Source organism: Bradyrhizobium sp. MOS003, assembly GCF_003020125.1.
Classification (GTDB): Bacteria; Pseudomonadota; Alphaproteobacteria; order Rhizobiales; family Xanthobacteraceae; genus Bradyrhizobium.
The window spans coordinates 38,219-54,280 of sequence record NZ_PYFW01000007.1 but is presented as its reverse complement, the minus strand read 5'-3'; the positions used below and the strand labels follow the sequence as shown (position 1 = coordinate 54,280).

19 protein-coding genes are annotated in these 16,062 nt (G+C 64.4%); 13 read left to right on the top strand and 6 right to left on the bottom strand.

The window, feature by feature from the left end; translation table 11 throughout:
• Positions 1–64 precede the first annotated feature (64 nt).
• A complete protein-coding gene (locus tag C7G42_RS26040; protein ID WP_106952022.1) occupies positions 65–919 on the bottom strand; it encodes a LysR family transcriptional regulator in 855 nt (284 codons plus the stop codon).
• Between the two features lie 206 nt (positions 920–1,125).
• On the opposite strand from C7G42_RS26040, the gene C7G42_RS26035 reads away from it, so the two are divergent.
• The 3 genes from C7G42_RS26035 to C7G42_RS26025 are packed head-to-tail and all read left to right on the top strand — an operon-like array spanning position 1,126 to position 3,437.
• Positions 1,126–1,950, top strand: coding sequence for an oxidoreductase (locus tag C7G42_RS26035; RefSeq protein WP_106951799.1), 825 nt, complete (start codon positions 1,126–1,128; stop codon positions 1,948–1,950).
• 49 nt (positions 1,951–1,999) lie between these two features.
• Entirely contained in the window at positions 2,000–2,848 is an 849-nt protein-coding gene (locus C7G42_RS26030; protein ID WP_106952021.1) for an alpha/beta fold hydrolase, read from the top strand.
• Positions 2,849–2,906: 58 nt separating this feature from the next.
• Entirely contained in the window at positions 2,907–3,437 is a 531-nt protein-coding gene (locus tag C7G42_RS26025; RefSeq protein WP_106951798.1) for a VOC family protein, read from the top strand.
• A gap of 71 nt (positions 3,438–3,508) precedes the next feature.
• Here the strand turns inward: C7G42_RS26025 and C7G42_RS26020 are convergent, their stop codons facing one another.
• On the bottom strand, positions 3,509–4,063 hold the full coding sequence (locus tag C7G42_RS26020; RefSeq protein ID WP_106952020.1) for an SET domain-containing protein: 555 nt from the start codon (positions 4,061–4,063) through the stop codon (positions 3,509–3,511).
• A gap of 163 nt (positions 4,064–4,226) precedes the next feature.
• Here C7G42_RS26020 and C7G42_RS26015 point away from each other — a divergent pair, with 163 nt between their 5' ends.
• Entirely contained in the window at positions 4,227–4,829 is a 603-nt protein-coding gene (locus tag C7G42_RS26015; RefSeq protein ID WP_199581171.1) for a hypothetical protein, read from the top strand.
• Here the strand turns inward: C7G42_RS26015 and C7G42_RS26010 are convergent.
• Positions 4,826–5,317 (bottom strand): DUF6321 domain-containing protein, encoded by a 492-nt coding sequence (locus tag C7G42_RS26010; protein WP_245427955.1) that lies wholly within the window; start codon positions 5,315–5,317, stop codon positions 4,826–4,828. The genes C7G42_RS26015 and C7G42_RS26010 overlap by 4 nt on opposite strands.
• A gap of 199 nt (positions 5,318–5,516) precedes the next feature.
• A complete protein-coding gene (locus C7G42_RS26005) occupies positions 5,517–6,248 on the bottom strand; it encodes a TetR/AcrR family transcriptional regulator (protein ID WP_106951795.1) in 732 nt (243 codons plus the stop codon).
• A 104-nt stretch (positions 6,249–6,352) separates the two neighbouring features.
• Between C7G42_RS26005 and C7G42_RS26000 the strand changes: the two genes are divergently transcribed.
• The 6 genes from C7G42_RS26000 (at position 6,353) to C7G42_RS25975 (ending at position 10,634) form a co-directional block, all read left to right on the top strand.
• Positions 6,353–7,750 carry a carotenoid oxygenase family protein gene (locus tag C7G42_RS26000; RefSeq protein ID WP_106951794.1) on the top strand — a complete coding sequence of 466 codons (1,398 nt, stop codon included), beginning with the start codon at positions 6,353–6,355 and terminating at the stop codon, positions 7,748–7,750.
• Between the two features lie 68 nt (positions 7,751–7,818).
• Positions 7,819–8,082, top strand: a complete 264-nt coding sequence (locus tag C7G42_RS25995) for a hypothetical protein (protein WP_106951793.1) — start codon at positions 7,819–7,821, stop codon at positions 8,080–8,082.
• Between the two features lie 76 nt (positions 8,083–8,158).
• Positions 8,159–8,734, top strand: a complete 576-nt coding sequence (locus C7G42_RS25990; protein ID WP_106951792.1) for a hypothetical protein — start codon at positions 8,159–8,161, stop codon at positions 8,732–8,734.
• A 12-nt stretch (positions 8,735–8,746) separates the two neighbouring features.
• Positions 8,747–9,301: an inner membrane-spanning protein YciB gene (locus tag C7G42_RS25985; protein WP_106951791.1), complete on the top strand. Its 555-nt coding sequence runs from the start codon at positions 8,747–8,749 to the stop codon at positions 9,299–9,301.
• 101 nt (positions 9,302–9,402) lie between these two features.
• A complete protein-coding gene (locus tag C7G42_RS25980; RefSeq protein ID WP_106951790.1) occupies positions 9,403–9,699 on the top strand; it encodes a hypothetical protein in 297 nt (98 codons plus the stop codon).
• A gap of 14 nt (positions 9,700–9,713) precedes the next feature.
• Positions 9,714–10,634: a hypothetical protein gene (locus tag C7G42_RS25975; protein WP_106951789.1), complete on the top strand. Its 921-nt coding sequence runs from the start codon at positions 9,714–9,716 to the stop codon at positions 10,632–10,634.
• A gap of 140 nt (positions 10,635–10,774) precedes the next feature.
• On the opposite strand, the gene C7G42_RS25970 is transcribed toward C7G42_RS25975, so the two are convergent.
• Positions 10,775–12,430 carry a fumarate hydratase gene (locus C7G42_RS25970; RefSeq protein WP_106951788.1) on the bottom strand — a complete coding sequence of 552 codons (1,656 nt, stop codon included), beginning with the start codon at positions 12,428–12,430 and terminating at the stop codon, positions 10,775–10,777.
• A gap of 212 nt (positions 12,431–12,642) precedes the next feature.
• On the opposite strand from C7G42_RS25970, the gene C7G42_RS25965 reads away from it, so the two are divergent.
• From C7G42_RS25965 to C7G42_RS25955, 3 genes are all read left to right on the top strand, one after another.
• Positions 12,643–13,116 (top strand): hypothetical protein, encoded by a 474-nt coding sequence (locus tag C7G42_RS25965; RefSeq protein WP_106951787.1) that lies wholly within the window; start codon positions 12,643–12,645, stop codon positions 13,114–13,116.
• Positions 13,117–13,382: 266 nt separating this feature from the next.
• Positions 13,383–13,556: a hypothetical protein gene (locus C7G42_RS35460; RefSeq protein ID WP_162848669.1), complete on the top strand. Its 174-nt coding sequence runs from the start codon at positions 13,383–13,385 to the stop codon at positions 13,554–13,556.
• Positions 13,557–13,896: 340 nt separating this feature from the next.
• Positions 13,897–15,018, top strand: a complete 1,122-nt coding sequence (locus C7G42_RS25955) for a helix-turn-helix transcriptional regulator (protein ID WP_106951785.1) — start codon at positions 13,897–13,899, stop codon at positions 15,016–15,018.
• Positions 15,019–15,337: 319 nt separating this feature from the next.
• On the opposite strand, the gene C7G42_RS25950 is transcribed toward C7G42_RS25955, so the two are convergent.
• Positions 15,338–16,045, bottom strand: a complete 708-nt coding sequence (locus tag C7G42_RS25950) for a glutathione S-transferase (protein WP_106951784.1) — start codon at positions 16,043–16,045, stop codon at positions 15,338–15,340.
• Positions 16,046–16,062 lie beyond the last annotated feature (17 nt).

Below are 16,062 nucleotides of genomic sequence, written 5' to 3'. Positions count from 1 at the left end.
AAGAGGTGCCGCCACTTCGCCGATGGAGCCAGTTGCAGACGTCACATCACTTCTTCTTTTCGTGCTATGTGGCGGCGTCCACGAGATGGTCGGATACCGTCGAGATGAACGCGCGGAGACGCTCAAGACGCCGTAGGTCTCGGTGGTATCCCATCCAGATGTCTCGCGCTGGCGGCAGGGTCGGCAGGTCCAGTCTGCGAATACCAGGGATCTGGCTGCCGACCACGCGGGGCAGGACAGCGATGCCGACGCCTTGCCTGCACATGCGCCCCTGGACGTTGCGGTTGTTCGATCGCAGGACCGGTTTTGCGTTGGGGAAACTCTCGATGAGCCACGCGCTGTCGGGAAAGTGGGGCGTGGATGGCGTGATCAGCCGGAAACCAGTCCCATCGCCATATTTGGGATCAGCCGCCTCCTCCGCGATGTAGACGCCGTAGTCGAGCCTGAAGAGCCGCCGCTGAATGACATCGGCAGTGTCGAACGGAACGGCACGAAAAGCGACTTCAGCCTCCCGCTGGGCAAGGCTGAATCGGCGCGTGCCGGTCAGGATCTCGACGTCGACGTTCGGATAGGCTTTCGAGAAATCCGCCAGGATAGGAGGGAGGACATAGGCCCCGAACCAGTCCGTTGACGAAATGCGCAGACTGCCTCTGAGATTCTGTTCCTGCCCCGCAAGCCGGCGCTCCATGGCTAGCGCGCCTTCTTCCATTTGCTCGGCCAGCGCGATGACCCCGTGGCCCTCGTCGGTCAGAACAAGACCGTCCACTGTGCGCTGGAAGAGCGTGTGACCGATTGCCTGCTCAAGTGCGCGAAGGCGCCTGCCAACGGTCGGATGGCTTGTCTGAAGAGAACGCGCGGCGCCGCCGAGCGTGCCGGATCGCGCAATAGCAAGAAAGATTCTGACGTCACTCCATTCCATCGAGACCATCCGCACAAAACTGAACGCGGAGAGTACATTTATGTCAGTTCAAGAACAAATCTAAGCACCTAGATCCCCGCCATCGTCTGGTGCGTCCTTCTGTGGCTTCCCCCGACCCGTGAGGGGACCCTGAGTGTGGGCCCCAAGGAAAGCTCGACGGTTCGCGACGGCGTGGCGTCGTCGGAAAACAACTCGGAGAAGAAGTCATGAAAACCTGGCTCATCACAGGCTGCTCAAGCGGCTTCGGCCAGCGGCTCGCGCTGGCCGCGGCACAGCGCGGAGATCGGGTCATCGCGACGGCCCGCAATGTCAAGACGATCGAGGAAATGGCTAAGCCTTTCGGCGGCCGGATGATCACTTTGCCACTCGACGTGACCGATGCGGCGGCGGCCAAGGCAGCGGTCGCAAAGGCGGTCGAGATCTTCGGCGGGTTTGACGTGCTCGTGAACAATGCCGGCTACGGACTGTTCGGCGCGATCGAGGAAGGCACGCCCGAGGAATACCGGCCGATGTTCGAGGTGAACGTCTTCGGCCTGATCGAAACCACCAGAGCCTCCCTGCCCGTCCTGCGACGTTCCGGCGGAACGATCGTCAACATGTCGTCCGGCGCGGGCATCGCAGGCGGCGGCGGAGGAGGTTATTACAATGCCGCCAAGTTTGCCGTGGAGGGGATTTCCGAAGCGCTCGCAGGCGAGCTGGAGCCGTTCGGCATTCGCGTGCTGATCGTCGAGCCCGGGCCGTTTCGTACCGATTTCCTCGGCCGTTCGATCACGATGGCGGCCAACGGGATGCCGGAATACGCCGCGAGCTCGCGAAAGCACTATCGCGAAACCAACAACGGCAATCAGGCCGGCGATCCCGACAAGGCGGTCGCGGTGATCCTGCAGGCAGTCGACGCCGATGACGCCCCGCTTCATCTGCCGCTCGGCCCGATCGCGCACGCGATCGCCGAGCGAAAGCTGGCTGCCTTCCGCAGCGATATCGACGCCTGGCGCGACATCACGATCGCCACCGATTTCGACCAGCCGTGAGCGCTGGCCACGAACTCTGTGAACGTCAACATCCGACTGGAAAGCGATGATGATCGCGACTTTGAAGGGGTTTACCCAGCAGCTCATGCCGGCGAATGGCATCAAGATCAACGCCGTCACGGGAGGCTCAGGCCCGCCGATTCTTCTCCTACATGGCTGGCCGGAAACATGGTGGGAATGGCATCATGTGATGCCGCGGCTCGCCGAGCATTTCAGCGTGGTCGCCATGGATCTGCGCGGCGCGGGCTTTTCCGACTGCCCCCTCGGCGGCTATGACAAGGCGACGATGGCGCGCGACGCGCATGAAGTGATGGTTGCCCTTGGGCACGAACGCTACGCCGTGTGCGGACATGACATCGGCGGAATGGTTGCCTTGCCGCAGGCCGCCATCCATCGGGAGGCCGTTACCCACCTGGCCGTCCTCGACGTTCCGCTTCCCGGCTGGACCGGATGGGAGGCGACGACCGCAAGGCTCTGGCACTTCAGCTTCCATATGAACCGGGACCTGCCCGAGCGCCTGATTCATGGCCGTGAATACGACTATGTTTCGACCTTCATGGCAGAGCGGTTCTACGATCACAGCACCTTCAATCCGGCGGACATCGAGATCTACGCCAGAGCGATGGCGCTTCCTGGCCGCACGCGTGGCGGCATGGAATGGTACCGCACACTCGCCGCCGATCATGCGACAGCGCTCGCGTACAAGACGCAACCGCTCGACATACCGGTGCTTGGCCTGGGTGGGGACCAGCGGTTCGGTGCGCAGATGGTGCCAATGCTCAAGGAGTTCGCCACCCATGTGAGGGGCGGCTCGATCGCGCGGTGCAGCCACTATGTCGCGGACGAGCGACCGGATGAAGTCGCAGCCGCCCTGATCGAGTTCCTCAAGGCCAATTGAAACTCAGCGCCCGCGCCGTCCTGGGCCGGGCGGATCGAATAAAACAAAGGAGACTGTCATGACCGCACCCGTCATTCGCGGTGTCAATCATATCGGCATCACGGTGCCCGACATCGAAGCAGCAAAATCGTTCCTGGTGGAAGCTTTCGGCGGCCAAGTGATCTACCAGTCCTTCGGACCGCAGGATCCGCCGCGGCAGGGAGCCGAATTCGAGCGGGCCGTCGGCGCTTTTCCCGGAACGGTCGTGCGCGCGCAGGCGATGGTCAAGATCGGAACCGGACCCGATATCGAGCTCTTCGAAATGCACGGTCCCGAGCAAGCCGAGCCGATCCGGGCGAGCGACTTCGGCATCACGCACTTCGCGCTCTACACCGACGACATCGACGCATCGGTCGAGCGCTTCGCGAAGGCGGGAGGCACGCCCCTCACCGCGCCGCGCGCAATTCCCTATGCAACCGAGAAAGGTCCTGGAAACAAGGTCTGCTACTGCCGCATGCCCTGGGGCACGACGATGGAATTCATCACCACGCCGGACCGAATGGCCTATCATGACCAGACGGATCTACGCAGGTGGCAAGATGAGGACTGAGCAGGGCGCGAAAGGGACCCGCATCAGCTCATTCGCGACGATGCTGACGATGTCAGACCACGAAAGAAGCGCTACGCCTTGGCCCGACCGGCCTTGCCGGCGAAACGCTTGCCGTTAAGTTTCTTCTTTTTCGCCGTGCTCTTCGGGGCCACCTTCTTGGCGGCGCGCGCCTTCACCTTGGCGGCTTCCGCCCGTGCCTCGGCGCGCAGCTTCTTGCGCTTCTTCTCGCAAGACTCGCACTTGCAGCCGATCGGCTTCAGGTAGGCTTTGAAATAGTCGGTGCCGTAGTCGTAGTTGATCTCGTCGCCCGGCTCGATGTTCCTGATGGCGCGGATGAAGACCTTGCGCTCGCGCGGCCGAACGTCGGACTCGGCGTTGGGCCGGCAGGAATGGTTGATGTAGCGGGCGAGGTTCTTGCGCACTGAGCCGTCGATGGTCCAGCGGCCGTTGAGCTCGAACAAATATTTGTTCTCGATCTCGTCGTGCGCGGGAATCTTGGAGTCCAGAATCGGTCCGAAATAGCGGATGATCCGGGTCCCCTTCTTGATCGGCATGGTGGCGAACAGGCCAAGTCCGGTCTTGGAGCGGCCGACCCGGTAGGATTTGCTGGAAGCGATGGCTGGCATGATCAAGGGTAATGAGAAACGCAAACGAGGCGGGAGGCCTCAGGCGAAGCCGCTCTTCTAGAACGATTCCGCGCCGCTGTCAGGTCAATCCCACGCCTGTTTGAACCTTGCCCACAATGAAGACGTCTGATGGGACGGAGTTCCCTGCGATGAAGTCCTCATGATGAACCGCATCACGCTACGACTGGCTGTCTTGATGATTTGCATCGGCCTGAACAGCGCCGGCGCCCAATCCGTAGGCAGCACATACACCTCGACGGCGCCGAAGGATTGCCGCCAGATCGGCAGGCCCAGCGAACTCGACGGCGGCACCACGCGGGCATGCCCGGGCAAGGCAGGCCTGACGGTGCTGATCGCGGAGGACGACCTTCGCGAAATCGTCTCGGTCGGCCGCAATCGCAGGCGAGCTGCCGAGGAACCGGCGGCCAAGGTCTGGTTCGGCCCATTCAATTCGTCGGAGACCACGATCGAATGGCGCGCAATGGGCGCAAAGCCGTTCGCGATCATCCAGCGCTGGCACATCGCCGACAATGACGATCCCGACAAGCGAGGCCGGCCGAACACCAAGGCCATGCTGGTCGTGACCCGGCTGCCGCCGGGCCCGGTCTGCCACGTCGCCTATGTCGATGCGGTCGCCAACCCCACCGCCAACGAGCTCGCGCGCAAGGCCGCCGACGATTTCGCCCGCGGCTTCGTGTGCGGCAAGGACGAGGTGAAGATCATCGGCACTCGCGGCCGCGCCGTCGACCTTGCGACGATGCGCTAGGCCTTCGCCTTGGCACGCCGATAGCGCGCCAGCAGCCGCTCGCCCTTGGCAGCGATGCGCCGTGCCGCTGCCACGGTCTTCGGGACCGGCTCGCCCCAGGCATGCGCCGACAATGCGTGGCGGGTCGGCCGGCCCTTGGCATCGACCAAAGGCGGAAGCTTGGCGCGGCCATAGAAGCGCACGGCCCAGCTGCCTTTCCGCCGCATCTCCTGCGGCGTCATCTCCGCCTCTGTCTTGGTGACGCCGGGTCGCAAATGGGCGCCCTGCTTGCGCGCAAATGCCTTGCGGCCGGCCGCAGTCAGACCGCCGCGCGGATCCTTTTCGCGCACGGACGCGCTGCGTTTGCGGGAGGACTTGGCTTTCTTTTTCGCGGTGCGCTTGCGGGCCTTCTTTGCAGTTTTTCTCGCCGACTTTGCCGTCGATTTCGACGCTTTGGACTTGGAAGTCTTTTTCTTCGAGGCCTTCTTGGTGGTCTTCTTCGCTGCCATACGCATGTTGTCCACGAGGTTGGGATAGCGGCGGCCGGCGCGACGCGCGCGCGCTTTCGCCGCCGATTTCTGCGCGGGACTGAGGTGCTTGGAGGCTTTGCCTGCCCGCTTGCGGGGATTTGAGCGTTTCCAGGGCGCGCGTGATGTTTTTGCCATGCGCCGTCAACGCGTCACCACGGCAAGAGTTGCGCATGCGGGGTCAGGGGCCGGGCGGCTTCCCCGTCATCGGCACCGTCAGCATCGCCTCGAGCAACCTTTCGGCCGTCGTTCCCTCGGGCAGCCGCCCGAGGATGTCTTCGAGCCGTCCGTCGAGCAGCAGCGTGGTGAAGCCATGCACCATCGACCAGGCGCGTGCGATCGCGGCGCCCTGGTTCAAGGTCAGCGCGTCGCCGCTGATCCGCTCCTGCCGCATCATGCCGATCGCATTCGCAAGCCCGGCGAAGGAGGCTTCGGCCGCCTCGTGCAGCGAGGGCCTGGAATAGTCGAGCCGCTCGGTGCGGAACATGATGCCATACATGCCGGGATGCGCCTGCGCATAGGCGACATAGGCTTTGGGGCGCGCCAGCGCGGCTTCGAGCGGCGTGGTGGCGGCATCGCATGATGACGCCATCGCCGTGTTGAACTGGCGGAAGCCGACGGCCGCGAGTTCGCTGAGCAGGCCGGTGAGATCGCCGAAATGATGGGTCGGTGCGGCATGCGAGACGCCCGCCTCGCGCGCCACAGCGCGCAAGGTGAGGCCGGCGAGCCCGTCGCGCTCCAGCACCCGTTCGGCGGCCTGGAGCAGCGCCTCGCGCAGGGCGCCGTGATGATAGGGCGTCTCGCTCTTCACGCTCGCCGGGCCGCGCTTTGGGCGCGACCCCGCAGTCGAATTCGTTCTTCTGGAGGGACGCGTGCTTCGCGCCGTTTCGCTCTTGGTGTCGATCTTGGCCATTCGCAAGATATATGACGCAATATTGACAGTGTAAAGATTTCGCTTGACGCAGGCGATGTTCGGCGCTAACTGATCTTTACGATGTAAAGATAGGGAGGTACGCCGTGCAGCACGACGCCGTCACCGAGCGCCGCAACAATATCTCGCCTATCCCGTTCGAGGCGGACGCGCCGTTCCTGAAGATCATCGGCGAATTGCCGCGCGAGCTGAACGGCGTGCTCTATCGCAACGGCCCCAACCCGCAATTCGATTCCCCCGGCGCACATTGGTTCGTCGGCGACGGCATGCTGCACGCCTTCCATCTCGAGAACGGCCGCGCCACCTATCGCAACCGCTGGGTCCGCACACCGAAATGGCTCGCCGAGCACGATGCCGGCCGCGCCCTGTTCGGCGGTTTCGGCCGCAAGCTGCCGGATGCGCCCGCTGATCTCACCGACGGCGGCGTCGCCAACACCAACATCATCTTCCATGCCGGCAAGCTGCTGGCGCTGGAAGAAGCGCATCTGCCGACCGAGATCGAGCCGGGCACGCTGGCGACGCGCGGCTATCACAACTACCAGGGCCGCGTCGCCGGCAGTTTTACCGCGCACCCGAAGATCGACCCCGTCACCGGCGAGCTCGTGTTCTTCGGCTACAACGCGGCGGGACCGCTGACGCCTGCCCTCTCCTACGGCTCGATCGACGCCGCCGGCAAGGCGACGCGCTTCGAGCGGTTCGAGGCGCCCTATGCCAGCATGGTGCACGACTTCATCGTCACCGCGAACCACGTGCTGTTTCCGATCCTGCCAATCACTGGCAGCATGGAGCGCGCCATGAGCGGACGGCCGCCTTACGCCTGGGAGCCGGACAAGGGCGCCTATGTCGGCGTGATGAAGCGGAGCGGCACGGCAAAGGACATCGTCTGGTTTCGCGGTGAAGCCTGCTACGTCTTCCACATCATGAACGCGTGGGAGGACGACAACCGTATCGTCGCCGACGTCATGCAGTTCGAGGAAGCGCCGCTGTTTCCGCATCCCGACGGCCGGCCGACTGATCCGGAGAAGTCGCGCGCCCGGCACTGCCGCTGGACGTTCGATCTCTCCGGGAATACCGACCGCTTCCAGCAGACCTATCTCGACGACCTCACCGGCGAATTCCCACGCATCGACGACCGCCACGCGGGGCTGAGGAACCGTCACGGCTGGTACGCCTGCGCCAACCCGAAACGGCCGACATTCGGCGCGCTGTCCGGCATTGTCCATGTCGACGGCAACGGCAGGCGTCTCGGCCATTATCTGCTGCCCGCCGGCGATACCATTTCCGAACCGGTGTTCGTCGAGAGATCGAAGGATGCTGCCGAGGGCGATGGCTGGCTGTTGGCCGTCATCTGGCGGGCGTGGGAGAATCGCAGCGACCTCGCCGTCTTCAACGCCACCGATGTCGAAGCGGGTCCCGTCGCGCTGGTGCAGCTCGGCCACCGCGTGCCCGACGGCTTTCACGGCAATTGGGTGGGGGCGCAGTAGCCCCGTCATGCGGGGCGCGCTCGTGGCGCGCCCGGCCACAGCACGGGATTTGTCACCTGGAGGCCCGCATGCAGATGCCCTCGATCACCGCAGACCTCCTCGCCATCCTCGCCCTCGTCTGCGCCGCACTCACCCTCGAGGTGATCCGGCTGCGGCGAAGCGGCGAGATCATCTTCAACGGCGGCATCCTGCTCGCCCTCGGCCTTGCGATCGCCTGCGCGCTCCCCCTCCTGTCGCGCCTGAACTGGGCGGATCCGGTCGACGAGGCGTCCGAACAAGCCATTGCTGCCATTCAGCTTTTACATGCCGCGTATATCATTTTGACACTGTAAAGATTTCGCTTGACCCGACCACGCCGCTGAATTATTTATCTTTACACCGTAAAGATGGGCCTGACCGAGGGTGGCAATGGCGATTTTCCTGATCCTGGCGCCCTACGGCGCTTTCAGCCTGCTGATGCTGGTGACGTCGGCCGCTTCAAGCGTGTTCGCGGCCTCCGCGATCTGCCTCGCCACCGTCGCAATCGATGTGGTGCGCGGCCGTTCGGTGAAGATTCTGGCGTCGGGCTCGGCGATCGTGTTCGCCGCAATCGGCCTCTACCTCGCGCTGATCGATCCGCAGCTCGGAACGCTCGGCGTCAAGCTCTCGGTCGATATCGGCATCTTCGTCATCTCGTTCGGCTCGCTGCTGGTCCGCCGTCCTTTCACGCTGCAATATGCGCTTGAAGCGGTGCCGGCCGAGACCGCGGCGATGCCGGGCTTTCTCACCGCCAATTACGTCATCACCGGCGCCTGGACCGTGGCCGCGCTGCTGATGGCGGCCGGCAATCTCGTGCTGCTCTACGTCCCCGGCCTGCCGCTGTGGTCCAGCCTTGCGGTCGCCTTCGCCGCCCGCAACAGCGCGATTTACTTCACAAAGTGGTACCCCGAATATATCCGGATCAAGTACGGTACGCCCGCCCGCGCATTGCCCGACGCAAGCTGAACAGGATTGACGATGAAGGACGTATTCGCCCGCCTCGCCTCCGACCTCTTCTCCGCCATCGTCTTCCTGGTCGTCTATCTCGTCACCGACAACGTCATCCTGGCGACGTCGGTGGCGATCGCCGGCGCGTTCGCACAAGTGGTCTACGCCCGCATCAAGGGACAGCAGCTCAACTACATGACTTACGCGAGCCTCGCGCTCGTCGTCGTGCTGGGCACGGTCACGCTCTTGACCAATGATCCCCGCTTCATGCTGGCAAAGCCCGCGATCGCGCATTTCGCGATCGGTCTGATCATGCTCAAGCGCGGCTGGATGCTGCGCTACATGCCGCCAATCGTCGTGGAGACCGTTCCGGAATATGTCACGGCTGCGGGCTATGCCTGGGCGGCGCTGATGTTCGTGATCGGCGCCGGTGTGATCGTGGTCGCCTCCACAGGCGATCTGAAGCTGTGGGCGTTCTACCTCACGGTGGTCGCCGGCGGCGGCAAGATCCTCGCCTTCGCCGTGCAATACGTGGTTTTGCGCCTCATCGTCACCAGCCGCCGTCGCGCCGCCGCCCGCGCTTAAATGCCCTACCGGAGGGTTAGGCAGGAGTTGCGAGTTGGGTTATAGGCTCGCTCGGACTGACCGCGGATCGTCGCGGTCCGCCAGAATTTTGGGAGACGCGAATGGCCGTGGACGGCAATTGGACTCTGACCACGACGACGCCGATGGGCGAGCGCCAGACGACCCTGAGCCTCAAGGCCGCGGGCGGCACGCTCACGGGCACGCAGAGTGCGGAAGGTAATACCACCGAAATTTTCGACGGCACCGTCTCTGGCGACAACGTCTCTTGGAAGGTCTCGATCGACAAACCGATGCCGCTCACGCTCGAATTCGCCGGCACGGTCTCCGGCGACAGCATCAGTGGCGAGATGGGCATCGGCCCGATGGGCAGCTTCCCGTTCACGGGCGCCCGCGCGTAAGGCCGCGCAGCAACATGCGTGTGCTCCGTCTCATCGCGGCGACGATGCTGTGCGTCGCGACACAAGCGGCGCGCGCGGATGACACCGAGCCGGCGTGGCGCGCAAGCGCGCTCGCCCTGGTGCCGGCAGGATACGTCGCCGGCACCGCTTATCGAACCGAGGGTTCAACAGGCTATCTCGCCGTCTATCCCGCGGCATCGAACGATCCGAAAACACCGGCCAGCGTGTTCGCTTCGCGCCAGGCGCTCGTGGTCACGCTGACATCGGATGCGACACGCGCCGTTTCAGCCGAGTTGAAGCCGCGCGTGGAGCCCGATCCGGACGATGACGCGGCCGATTTCGCAAAGCTGCACGCCGAGCTTGCGGCCAAGCGGGCGACGCTGCCCGATGGCACCGAGCCCTGCGACCTCGGCGCCTGGTCCATCGACAAGGACCCTGCCGGCCTCAACGTGCGCGCCGAGCCGTCGGTGACGGCGCGCGTGCTCGGCACGCTGCCGCCGCCCTACCGCTTGAAGTTGGGCGGCGCCGAGAACACGCCCGACGGCGGCTGGCTCACCGAATTCCGCATCATCGCCTTCAGGAACGGCTGGTTCCTGATCGAAGGCGCCAAGCCGCCGGGCAGGGACTACGAGGACGAGAAGAAATATCCGCGCAGCGCGCCCAAACCCTATGCCGGGCGCGGCTGGGTCGCGTCCAACAAGATCGGCGCCGCCTATGCCAACGGCGCCACCCGCATGGGCGGCCTGTTTCAGGCCCCCTTCGTCGATGCCAAATGGATGCCGGCCCAGCGCGAGCTCGGCGGCCCAATCGACACCGACGGCGGCCCGAAGCGAATGCTCGCCTGCAGTGGCCTCTGGGGCCTGGTCGAGAGCCAAGACGGCGTCCGCGGCTGGTGGCGCGGACTGTGCTCGAACCAGGTCACGAATTGCAGTTGAGCGAGTGAGACGAGGATCTCATGTCCCGGACGCGGTGCAGCGTGTAACGCTGCTCCGCTGAGCCGGGACCCATGCAGCCAAATGGACCCCGGATCAGCAGCGCATCACTTCGTGCTGCGCAGCATCCGGGGAACGCAGCCTCAACCCAGATTCAACTCCTTGAAGAAGTCATTCCCCTTGTCATCGATGATGATGAAGGCCGGGAAGTCGACGACTTCGATGCGCCAGATCGCTTCCATGCCGAGCTCGGGATATTCGAGCACCTCGACCATCTTGATGCAGTGCTCGGCGAGGTTCGCCGCCGCACCGCCGATCGAGCCGAGATAGAAGCCGCCATATTTCTTGCAGGCCTCGCGCACGGCCGGCGCGCGGTTGCCCTTGGCCACCATCACCATCGAGCCGCCGGCGGCCTGGAACTGGTCGACGAAGGAATCCATCCGGCCCGCCGTGGTCGGACCGAATGCGCCGGAAGCGTAGCCTTCGGGCGTCTTGGCGGGGCCGGCATAGTAGACCGGATGGTTCTTGAAGTAATCCGGCAGCGGCTCGCCCTTCTCCAGCCGTTCGCGCAGCTTGGCGTGGGCGCTGTCGCGCGCGACGATCATGGTGCCGGTCATCGAAACGCGCGTCTTGATCGGATGCTTCGAGAACGTCGCCAGAATGTCCTTCATCGGCTGGTTGAGATCGATCTTGACGACCTCGCCGCCAAGCGCCTGCTCGACCTCGGGCAGGTACTGCGCCGGATTGTGCTCGAGCTCCTCGAGATAGACGCCGTCCTTGGTGATCTTGCCGAGCACCTGGCGATCGGCCGAGCACGACACGCCAAGCCCGATCGGCAGCGAGGCGCCGTGCCTGGGCATGCGGATCACGCGCACGTCGTGGCAGAAATACTTGCCGCCGAACTGCGCGCCGACGCCGAGCGACTGCGTCATCTTGTGGATTTCCTGCTCCATCTCGACGTCGCGGAAGGCGTTGCCGTCGGGCGAGCCGTGGGTCGGCAGCGCGTCGAGATAGCGGGCCGACGCCAGCTTCACGGTCTTCATGCAGAGTTCGGCCGAGGTGCCGCCGATCACGATGGCGAGGTGATAAGGCGGGCACGCCGCGGTGCCGAGCGTGAGGATCTTCTCCTTCAGGAAGGCGAGCAGCCGGTCCTTGGTCAGCACCGAGGGCGTCGCCTGGAACAGGAAGCTCTTGTTGGCGGAGCCGCCGCCCTTCGCCATGAACATGAACTTGTAGGCGTCATCACCCTCGGCATAGATCTCGCACTGCGCCGGCATGTTGTTGGCGGTGTTCTTCTCCTCGTACATCGAGAGCGGCGCGACCTGCGAGTAGCGCAGATTGCGGCGCAGATACGCATCGCGCGCGCCTTCCGACAACGCCGCCTCGTCGTCACCGTCGGTGATGACGTTGCAACCCTTCTTGCCCATGATGATCGCGGTGCCGGTGTCCTGGCACATCGGCAGCACGCCGCCGGCCGCGATGTTGGCGTTCTTCAAGAAGTCCAGCGCGACGAATTTGTCGTTCGGGCTGGCCTCGCCGTCCTCCAGGATGGCGCGAAGCTGCTTCAGATGGCCGGGGCGCAGGTAATGGTTGATGTCGCCGAAAGCGGCCTCCGACAACGCCCGCAGCGCCTCGCGCGACACCACTAGCATGTCCTTGCCCAGAACCTTCTCGACCCGGACGCCCTCGGCCGTGATCTTCTTGTAGGGCGTCTCGTCCTTGCCGAGCGGAAACAGCGGGGTGTGCTTGTAGGGTGGAACGGGCTTGGACTGGTCGGGGAAGGCGGTCGGAGCGTTCATGGGTCGAATCTCGGGTTTTGGAGCCGTCGTGCGGGCCCTCGCGTAGAAGCGTTCTAAGCCCATTTTGAGCGGAAAGGAAAGGGAACGACGCGCATGGGCAGGCCGGCTCGGGCTCGGGGAAGGTGCTGACACAGCACGTGGAAATGCCCGTCCCCACCCTTGCGCTTCGCGCCCGACGACGCTTGAATGCGCCGCTTAAGGGGCTTTTCAACATGACATTGAAACTGAACGTCCGCGGCGCGATCCTGGTCGCCGCCGCCATCACCGGACTTGTGACCCTCGCCTCGCCTGCGCGCGCGGACCGCTGCGACGACAGCGCCAAGGAGCTGGCGAACCAGGTCGATCGCCTCAAGGTGAATTTCCGGGCAGCAAACGTCGTCTACCTGACGCACCCGCTCGCCAAGGAGCTGTCGGTAGCTTGCCGCGGCGATAAATATTCCATCGAGCTCTATGCCAAGGGCGACCGCAAGCCCAAGCCGGAGTTCTTTGCGCTGGTGGGATCGATGGCGGCGATCGTCTTCACCGTGACCAAGGACGACACCACGACGGGCGCGACACGCTGCCTGAAGCGGATGGGCCTGCTGCGCGGCGACAAGATCAGCATGCGCTATCGGCGGCTCAACATGGAATGCACCCGCACCAAGAAGGACGCGTCCATCGCGATCACGCGCGGCAAGGACGAGTAGGCGCGCGCGTTTGGGCGGGCTCGCCACCGGCCACACACTCCGTCATTGCGAGCGCAGCGAAGCAATCCAGACTGTCTCCGCGGAGGGACTCCGGATTGCTTCGCTACGCTCGCAATGACAGGGAGAGACCGGGCGTCCATCGAATGACAGAGTGGCGCGGGCCACCCTCATCCTCTGGATTCCCTTGCATTTTAACGATTGGCTTGAAGGAATTTTCGCTCGTCGCAGCACAGGATCGCTTTGTTTCCATGTGTGAGGATTTGCGGATGAACGTTTCCACCGTTGCGCCGCCGCCGATCGCGGTTGTGGTTCCGAGCTACGACACGACCAAGCAGCAGGACGATCAGACCAAGACCAGGGATGCCGACCCCACCTACAAGCCGCAGCCGCCCGCACCGCTGCCGCCGGGTCAGGGCACGCGGATCGATCAGCTCGCCTGATCGATCCTCTCGATGACGAATCGCCCGATCCGGTTGATCGGGCCGTTTCGCGTCCGGCCGAATCGTCGCCGGAGAGCGGGATCGACATCGTGCGCGCCCACTCCGGGGCCTGCGCATGATCGCAAAACTGCCGCTGCTTGACACCACGCTCGTCGCCGCCATGAGCGCGCGAACGTTCGCCTCCACGCGAACGTGGCGCCGGCGTCGGTGCTTCTCGCCGCGCCCGGCCTGCTCCTCCGCGGCCATTTCGCATCTTCAAGTGTGATCCGCCTCATCAAATCTCCGCATCCGGCGTGCTCATCTGCGAGGCCGAACGAGCATGCGTCGATGGGACAGGCCGATGGAACTGAATGAAAAGCTGCTGTCGCTGGTGGCGGACATCTACGATGCAGCGCTCGACGATTCCCGATGGTCGTCGACGCTGCGTCGCATCGTCGACATGGCGGGCGGCCAGAGCGGCGGTCTGGTGCGGATCGGAGCAGCCGGCGAGGCCGTGATCGCGCATGCCGTCGGGGTCGAGCCCGCCTTTGTTCAATCCTACATCGAAACCTATGAACCGTTCGATCCCTCGCGCAGCGTGCTCCACGCTCCGGTCGGCGAGATCCAGACCATCAGGGACTGGGTCGACATCGACGAATTCCGCACCACCCAATTCTACAACGAATGGACGCGGCCGCAGGGCCTCGAGGACGCCGCCAATATCCTGCTCGACAAATCTGCCGAGGGAATATCCCGCCTGTCGATCATGAAGGCCGGCGGCCCGGTCGATCGCAGGATGGTCCAGGTGATCTCCCACCTCACGCCGCATTTGCAACGGGCCATGATCGTCAGACAGAAGCTGCAGCAGCAGAACGCGCTGGAGGATATTTCGGTCCGCACGCTCGACGCCCTGCGAACAGCCGTGCTGCTGCTCGATGCCGAGGCTCATATCACGCACGCCAATGCCGCTGCGCGCGACATTCTGGAGGAAGCCGAAATCCTTCGCTCGGTCCGGGGCCGGCTGGTGACGTCCGACCCGAACGCCGATCGTGTGTTGCGGCAGGCGCTGGCGAGCACGGCTCTCGGCGACCGGGCGATGACGAGTGCGAGCATCTCGCTGCATCTGACGGCCCGCGACGGCTCGCATTTCGTTGCGCATCTCCTGCCGCTGACCGCCGGGCGCCGGCAAAGCTTCGCAGCCAGCTACGATGCCTGCGCCGTCCTGTTCGTCAGCAAGGCCGCGTTCGATACGAGCGTCGCGCCCGACCTGATCCGCAAGCTGTTCAAGCTGACGCCGACCGAGCTGCGCGTGTTCCTGTCCATTGTCGAGATCGGCGGGGTTCCCGACGTGGCCAGGAGCATGGGCACCGCCGAAAGCACGATCAAGACCCATCTCGCCCGGATCTTCGCCAAGACCGGGACCAAACGACAGGCGGATCTGGTTCGGCTGATGGCGGCCTTCACACCGCCGATCAAGGTCTGAAGCCGGGACGTCGCGCGGGCGGCGAAATCGCGTCTCCTCCTCCGATCGACTGACGTCGCCGCAAGCGAACCTCGCTAGAGGGAACCGCACCCACGCAACGGGAGACGCGACGATGTTCTGCAAGCCCCCCTGCCCCGACGAGCACGACCTCTCTCCCGTCGCCGATGATTCAGACAACCGATCTGGACCGGCGCGTTCACAGACGCTTCCCGGCCACGACGCATTCGGGCGATTGATCTCGCCCGAAGCGGCCGGTCCGGAACGGGGGCTGCCGCCAGCCTCCCTCCGGACCGGCTAGATTCCCTAAGTTGAAAACGCTCTAGCCATCCAGCTCACGATAGCGGCGGAAGATGCCCTCCTCGTTGAAGGGAATGCGGCGCTCGCTTGCCAGATACGCCTTGATGTTCGGCCGCCCGGCGATGCGGTCGTGCAGCGCCACGAGCCCCGGAATGTCCGTCTCGAACGCCGTCATGCGCTTGGGGAAGGCATAGCGCAGCCCGGCGACGATCTGGAACAGCGAGAGATCGACGTAAGTGAGCCGCCGGCCGGTGACATAGGCGCCGCCATTCCCGGTGAGAAGCTGCTCGAAATAGCCCAGATATTTCGGCACGCGTTCACTCCAGAAATCCGCCGTGCGTTTCTTCGCCGGCGGCTTCTGGTCCTCGTAATAGAGCGAGGGCCCGAGCGGATGATGGGTATCGTGGATCTCGACGACGAAATCGGTGATGGTGAGCTGCAGCTGGTGCACCCAGAGTTTTCCAGCCTCCGTCTTCGGCGCGAGCCCATGGCGGGCGCCGAGATAGAGCAGGATGTTGGCGGTCTGGCCGATGACGAGCTTGCCCGCTTTCAGGAACGGCGGCGCAAAGGGCGGCGTGCCCTGATGCGCGTCCATCATCTTCATCATCGCAGCCGTACCGCGCGCTCCGCGCGCGACATCGACGTAAGCGGCGCCCGCCTCCTCCAGCGCCAACCGCACATATTCGCCGCGGCCCTGGATCTCGGGCCAGTAATAGAGCTCGTATTTCATGGGAGGAGTCCGTGTGC

Bases quoted from the DNA above. Each gene is read 5' to 3' on its own strand.
- C7G42_RS26040 (WP_106952022.1), bottom strand. From the start codon at position 919: ATGGAATGGAGTGACGTCAGAATCTTTCTTGCTATTGCGCGATCCGGC.
- C7G42_RS26005 (WP_106951795.1), bottom strand. From the start codon at position 6,248: ATGGCCAAGATCGACACCAAGAGCGAAACGGCGCGAAGCACGCGTCCC.
- C7G42_RS25950 (WP_106951784.1), bottom strand. From the start codon at position 16,045: ATGAAATACGAGCTCTATTACTGGCCCGAGATCCAGGGCCGCGGCGAA.
- C7G42_RS25995 (WP_106951793.1), top strand. From the start codon at position 7,819: ATGCAGATGCCCTCGATCACCGCAGACCTCCTCGCCATCCTCGCCCTC.
- C7G42_RS25975 (WP_106951789.1), top strand. From the start codon at position 9,714: ATGCGTGTGCTCCGTCTCATCGCGGCGACGATGCTGTGCGTCGCGACA.
- C7G42_RS25965 (WP_106951787.1), top strand. From the start codon at position 12,643: ATGACATTGAAACTGAACGTCCGCGGCGCGATCCTGGTCGCCGCCGCC.
- C7G42_RS26010 (WP_245427955.1), bottom strand. From the start codon at position 5,317: ATGGCAGCGAAGAAGACCACCAAGAAGGCCTCGAAGAAAAAGACTTCC.
- C7G42_RS25980 (WP_106951790.1), top strand. From the start codon at position 9,403: ATGGCCGTGGACGGCAATTGGACTCTGACCACGACGACGCCGATGGGC.
- C7G42_RS25955 (WP_106951785.1), top strand. From the start codon at position 13,897: ATGGAACTGAATGAAAAGCTGCTGTCGCTGGTGGCGGACATCTACGAT.
- C7G42_RS35460 (WP_162848669.1), top strand. From the start codon at position 13,383: ATGAACGTTTCCACCGTTGCGCCGCCGCCGATCGCGGTTGTGGTTCCG.
- C7G42_RS26020 (WP_106952020.1), bottom strand. From the start codon at position 4,063: ATGCCAGCCATCGCTTCCAGCAAATCCTACCGGGTCGGCCGCTCCAAG.
- C7G42_RS25970 (WP_106951788.1), bottom strand. From the start codon at position 12,430: ATGAACGCTCCGACCGCCTTCCCCGACCAGTCCAAGCCCGTTCCACCC.
- C7G42_RS26015 (WP_199581171.1), top strand. From the start codon at position 4,227: ATGAACCGCATCACGCTACGACTGGCTGTCTTGATGATTTGCATCGGC.
- C7G42_RS25990 (WP_106951792.1), top strand. From the start codon at position 8,159: ATGGCGATTTTCCTGATCCTGGCGCCCTACGGCGCTTTCAGCCTGCTG.
- C7G42_RS26025 (WP_106951798.1), top strand. From the start codon at position 2,907: ATGACCGCACCCGTCATTCGCGGTGTCAATCATATCGGCATCACGGTG.
- C7G42_RS26030 (WP_106952021.1), top strand. From the start codon at position 2,000: ATGATCGCGACTTTGAAGGGGTTTACCCAGCAGCTCATGCCGGCGAAT.
- C7G42_RS26035 (WP_106951799.1), top strand. From the start codon at position 1,126: ATGAAAACCTGGCTCATCACAGGCTGCTCAAGCGGCTTCGGCCAGCGG.
- C7G42_RS25985 (WP_106951791.1), top strand. From the start codon at position 8,747: ATGAAGGACGTATTCGCCCGCCTCGCCTCCGACCTCTTCTCCGCCATC.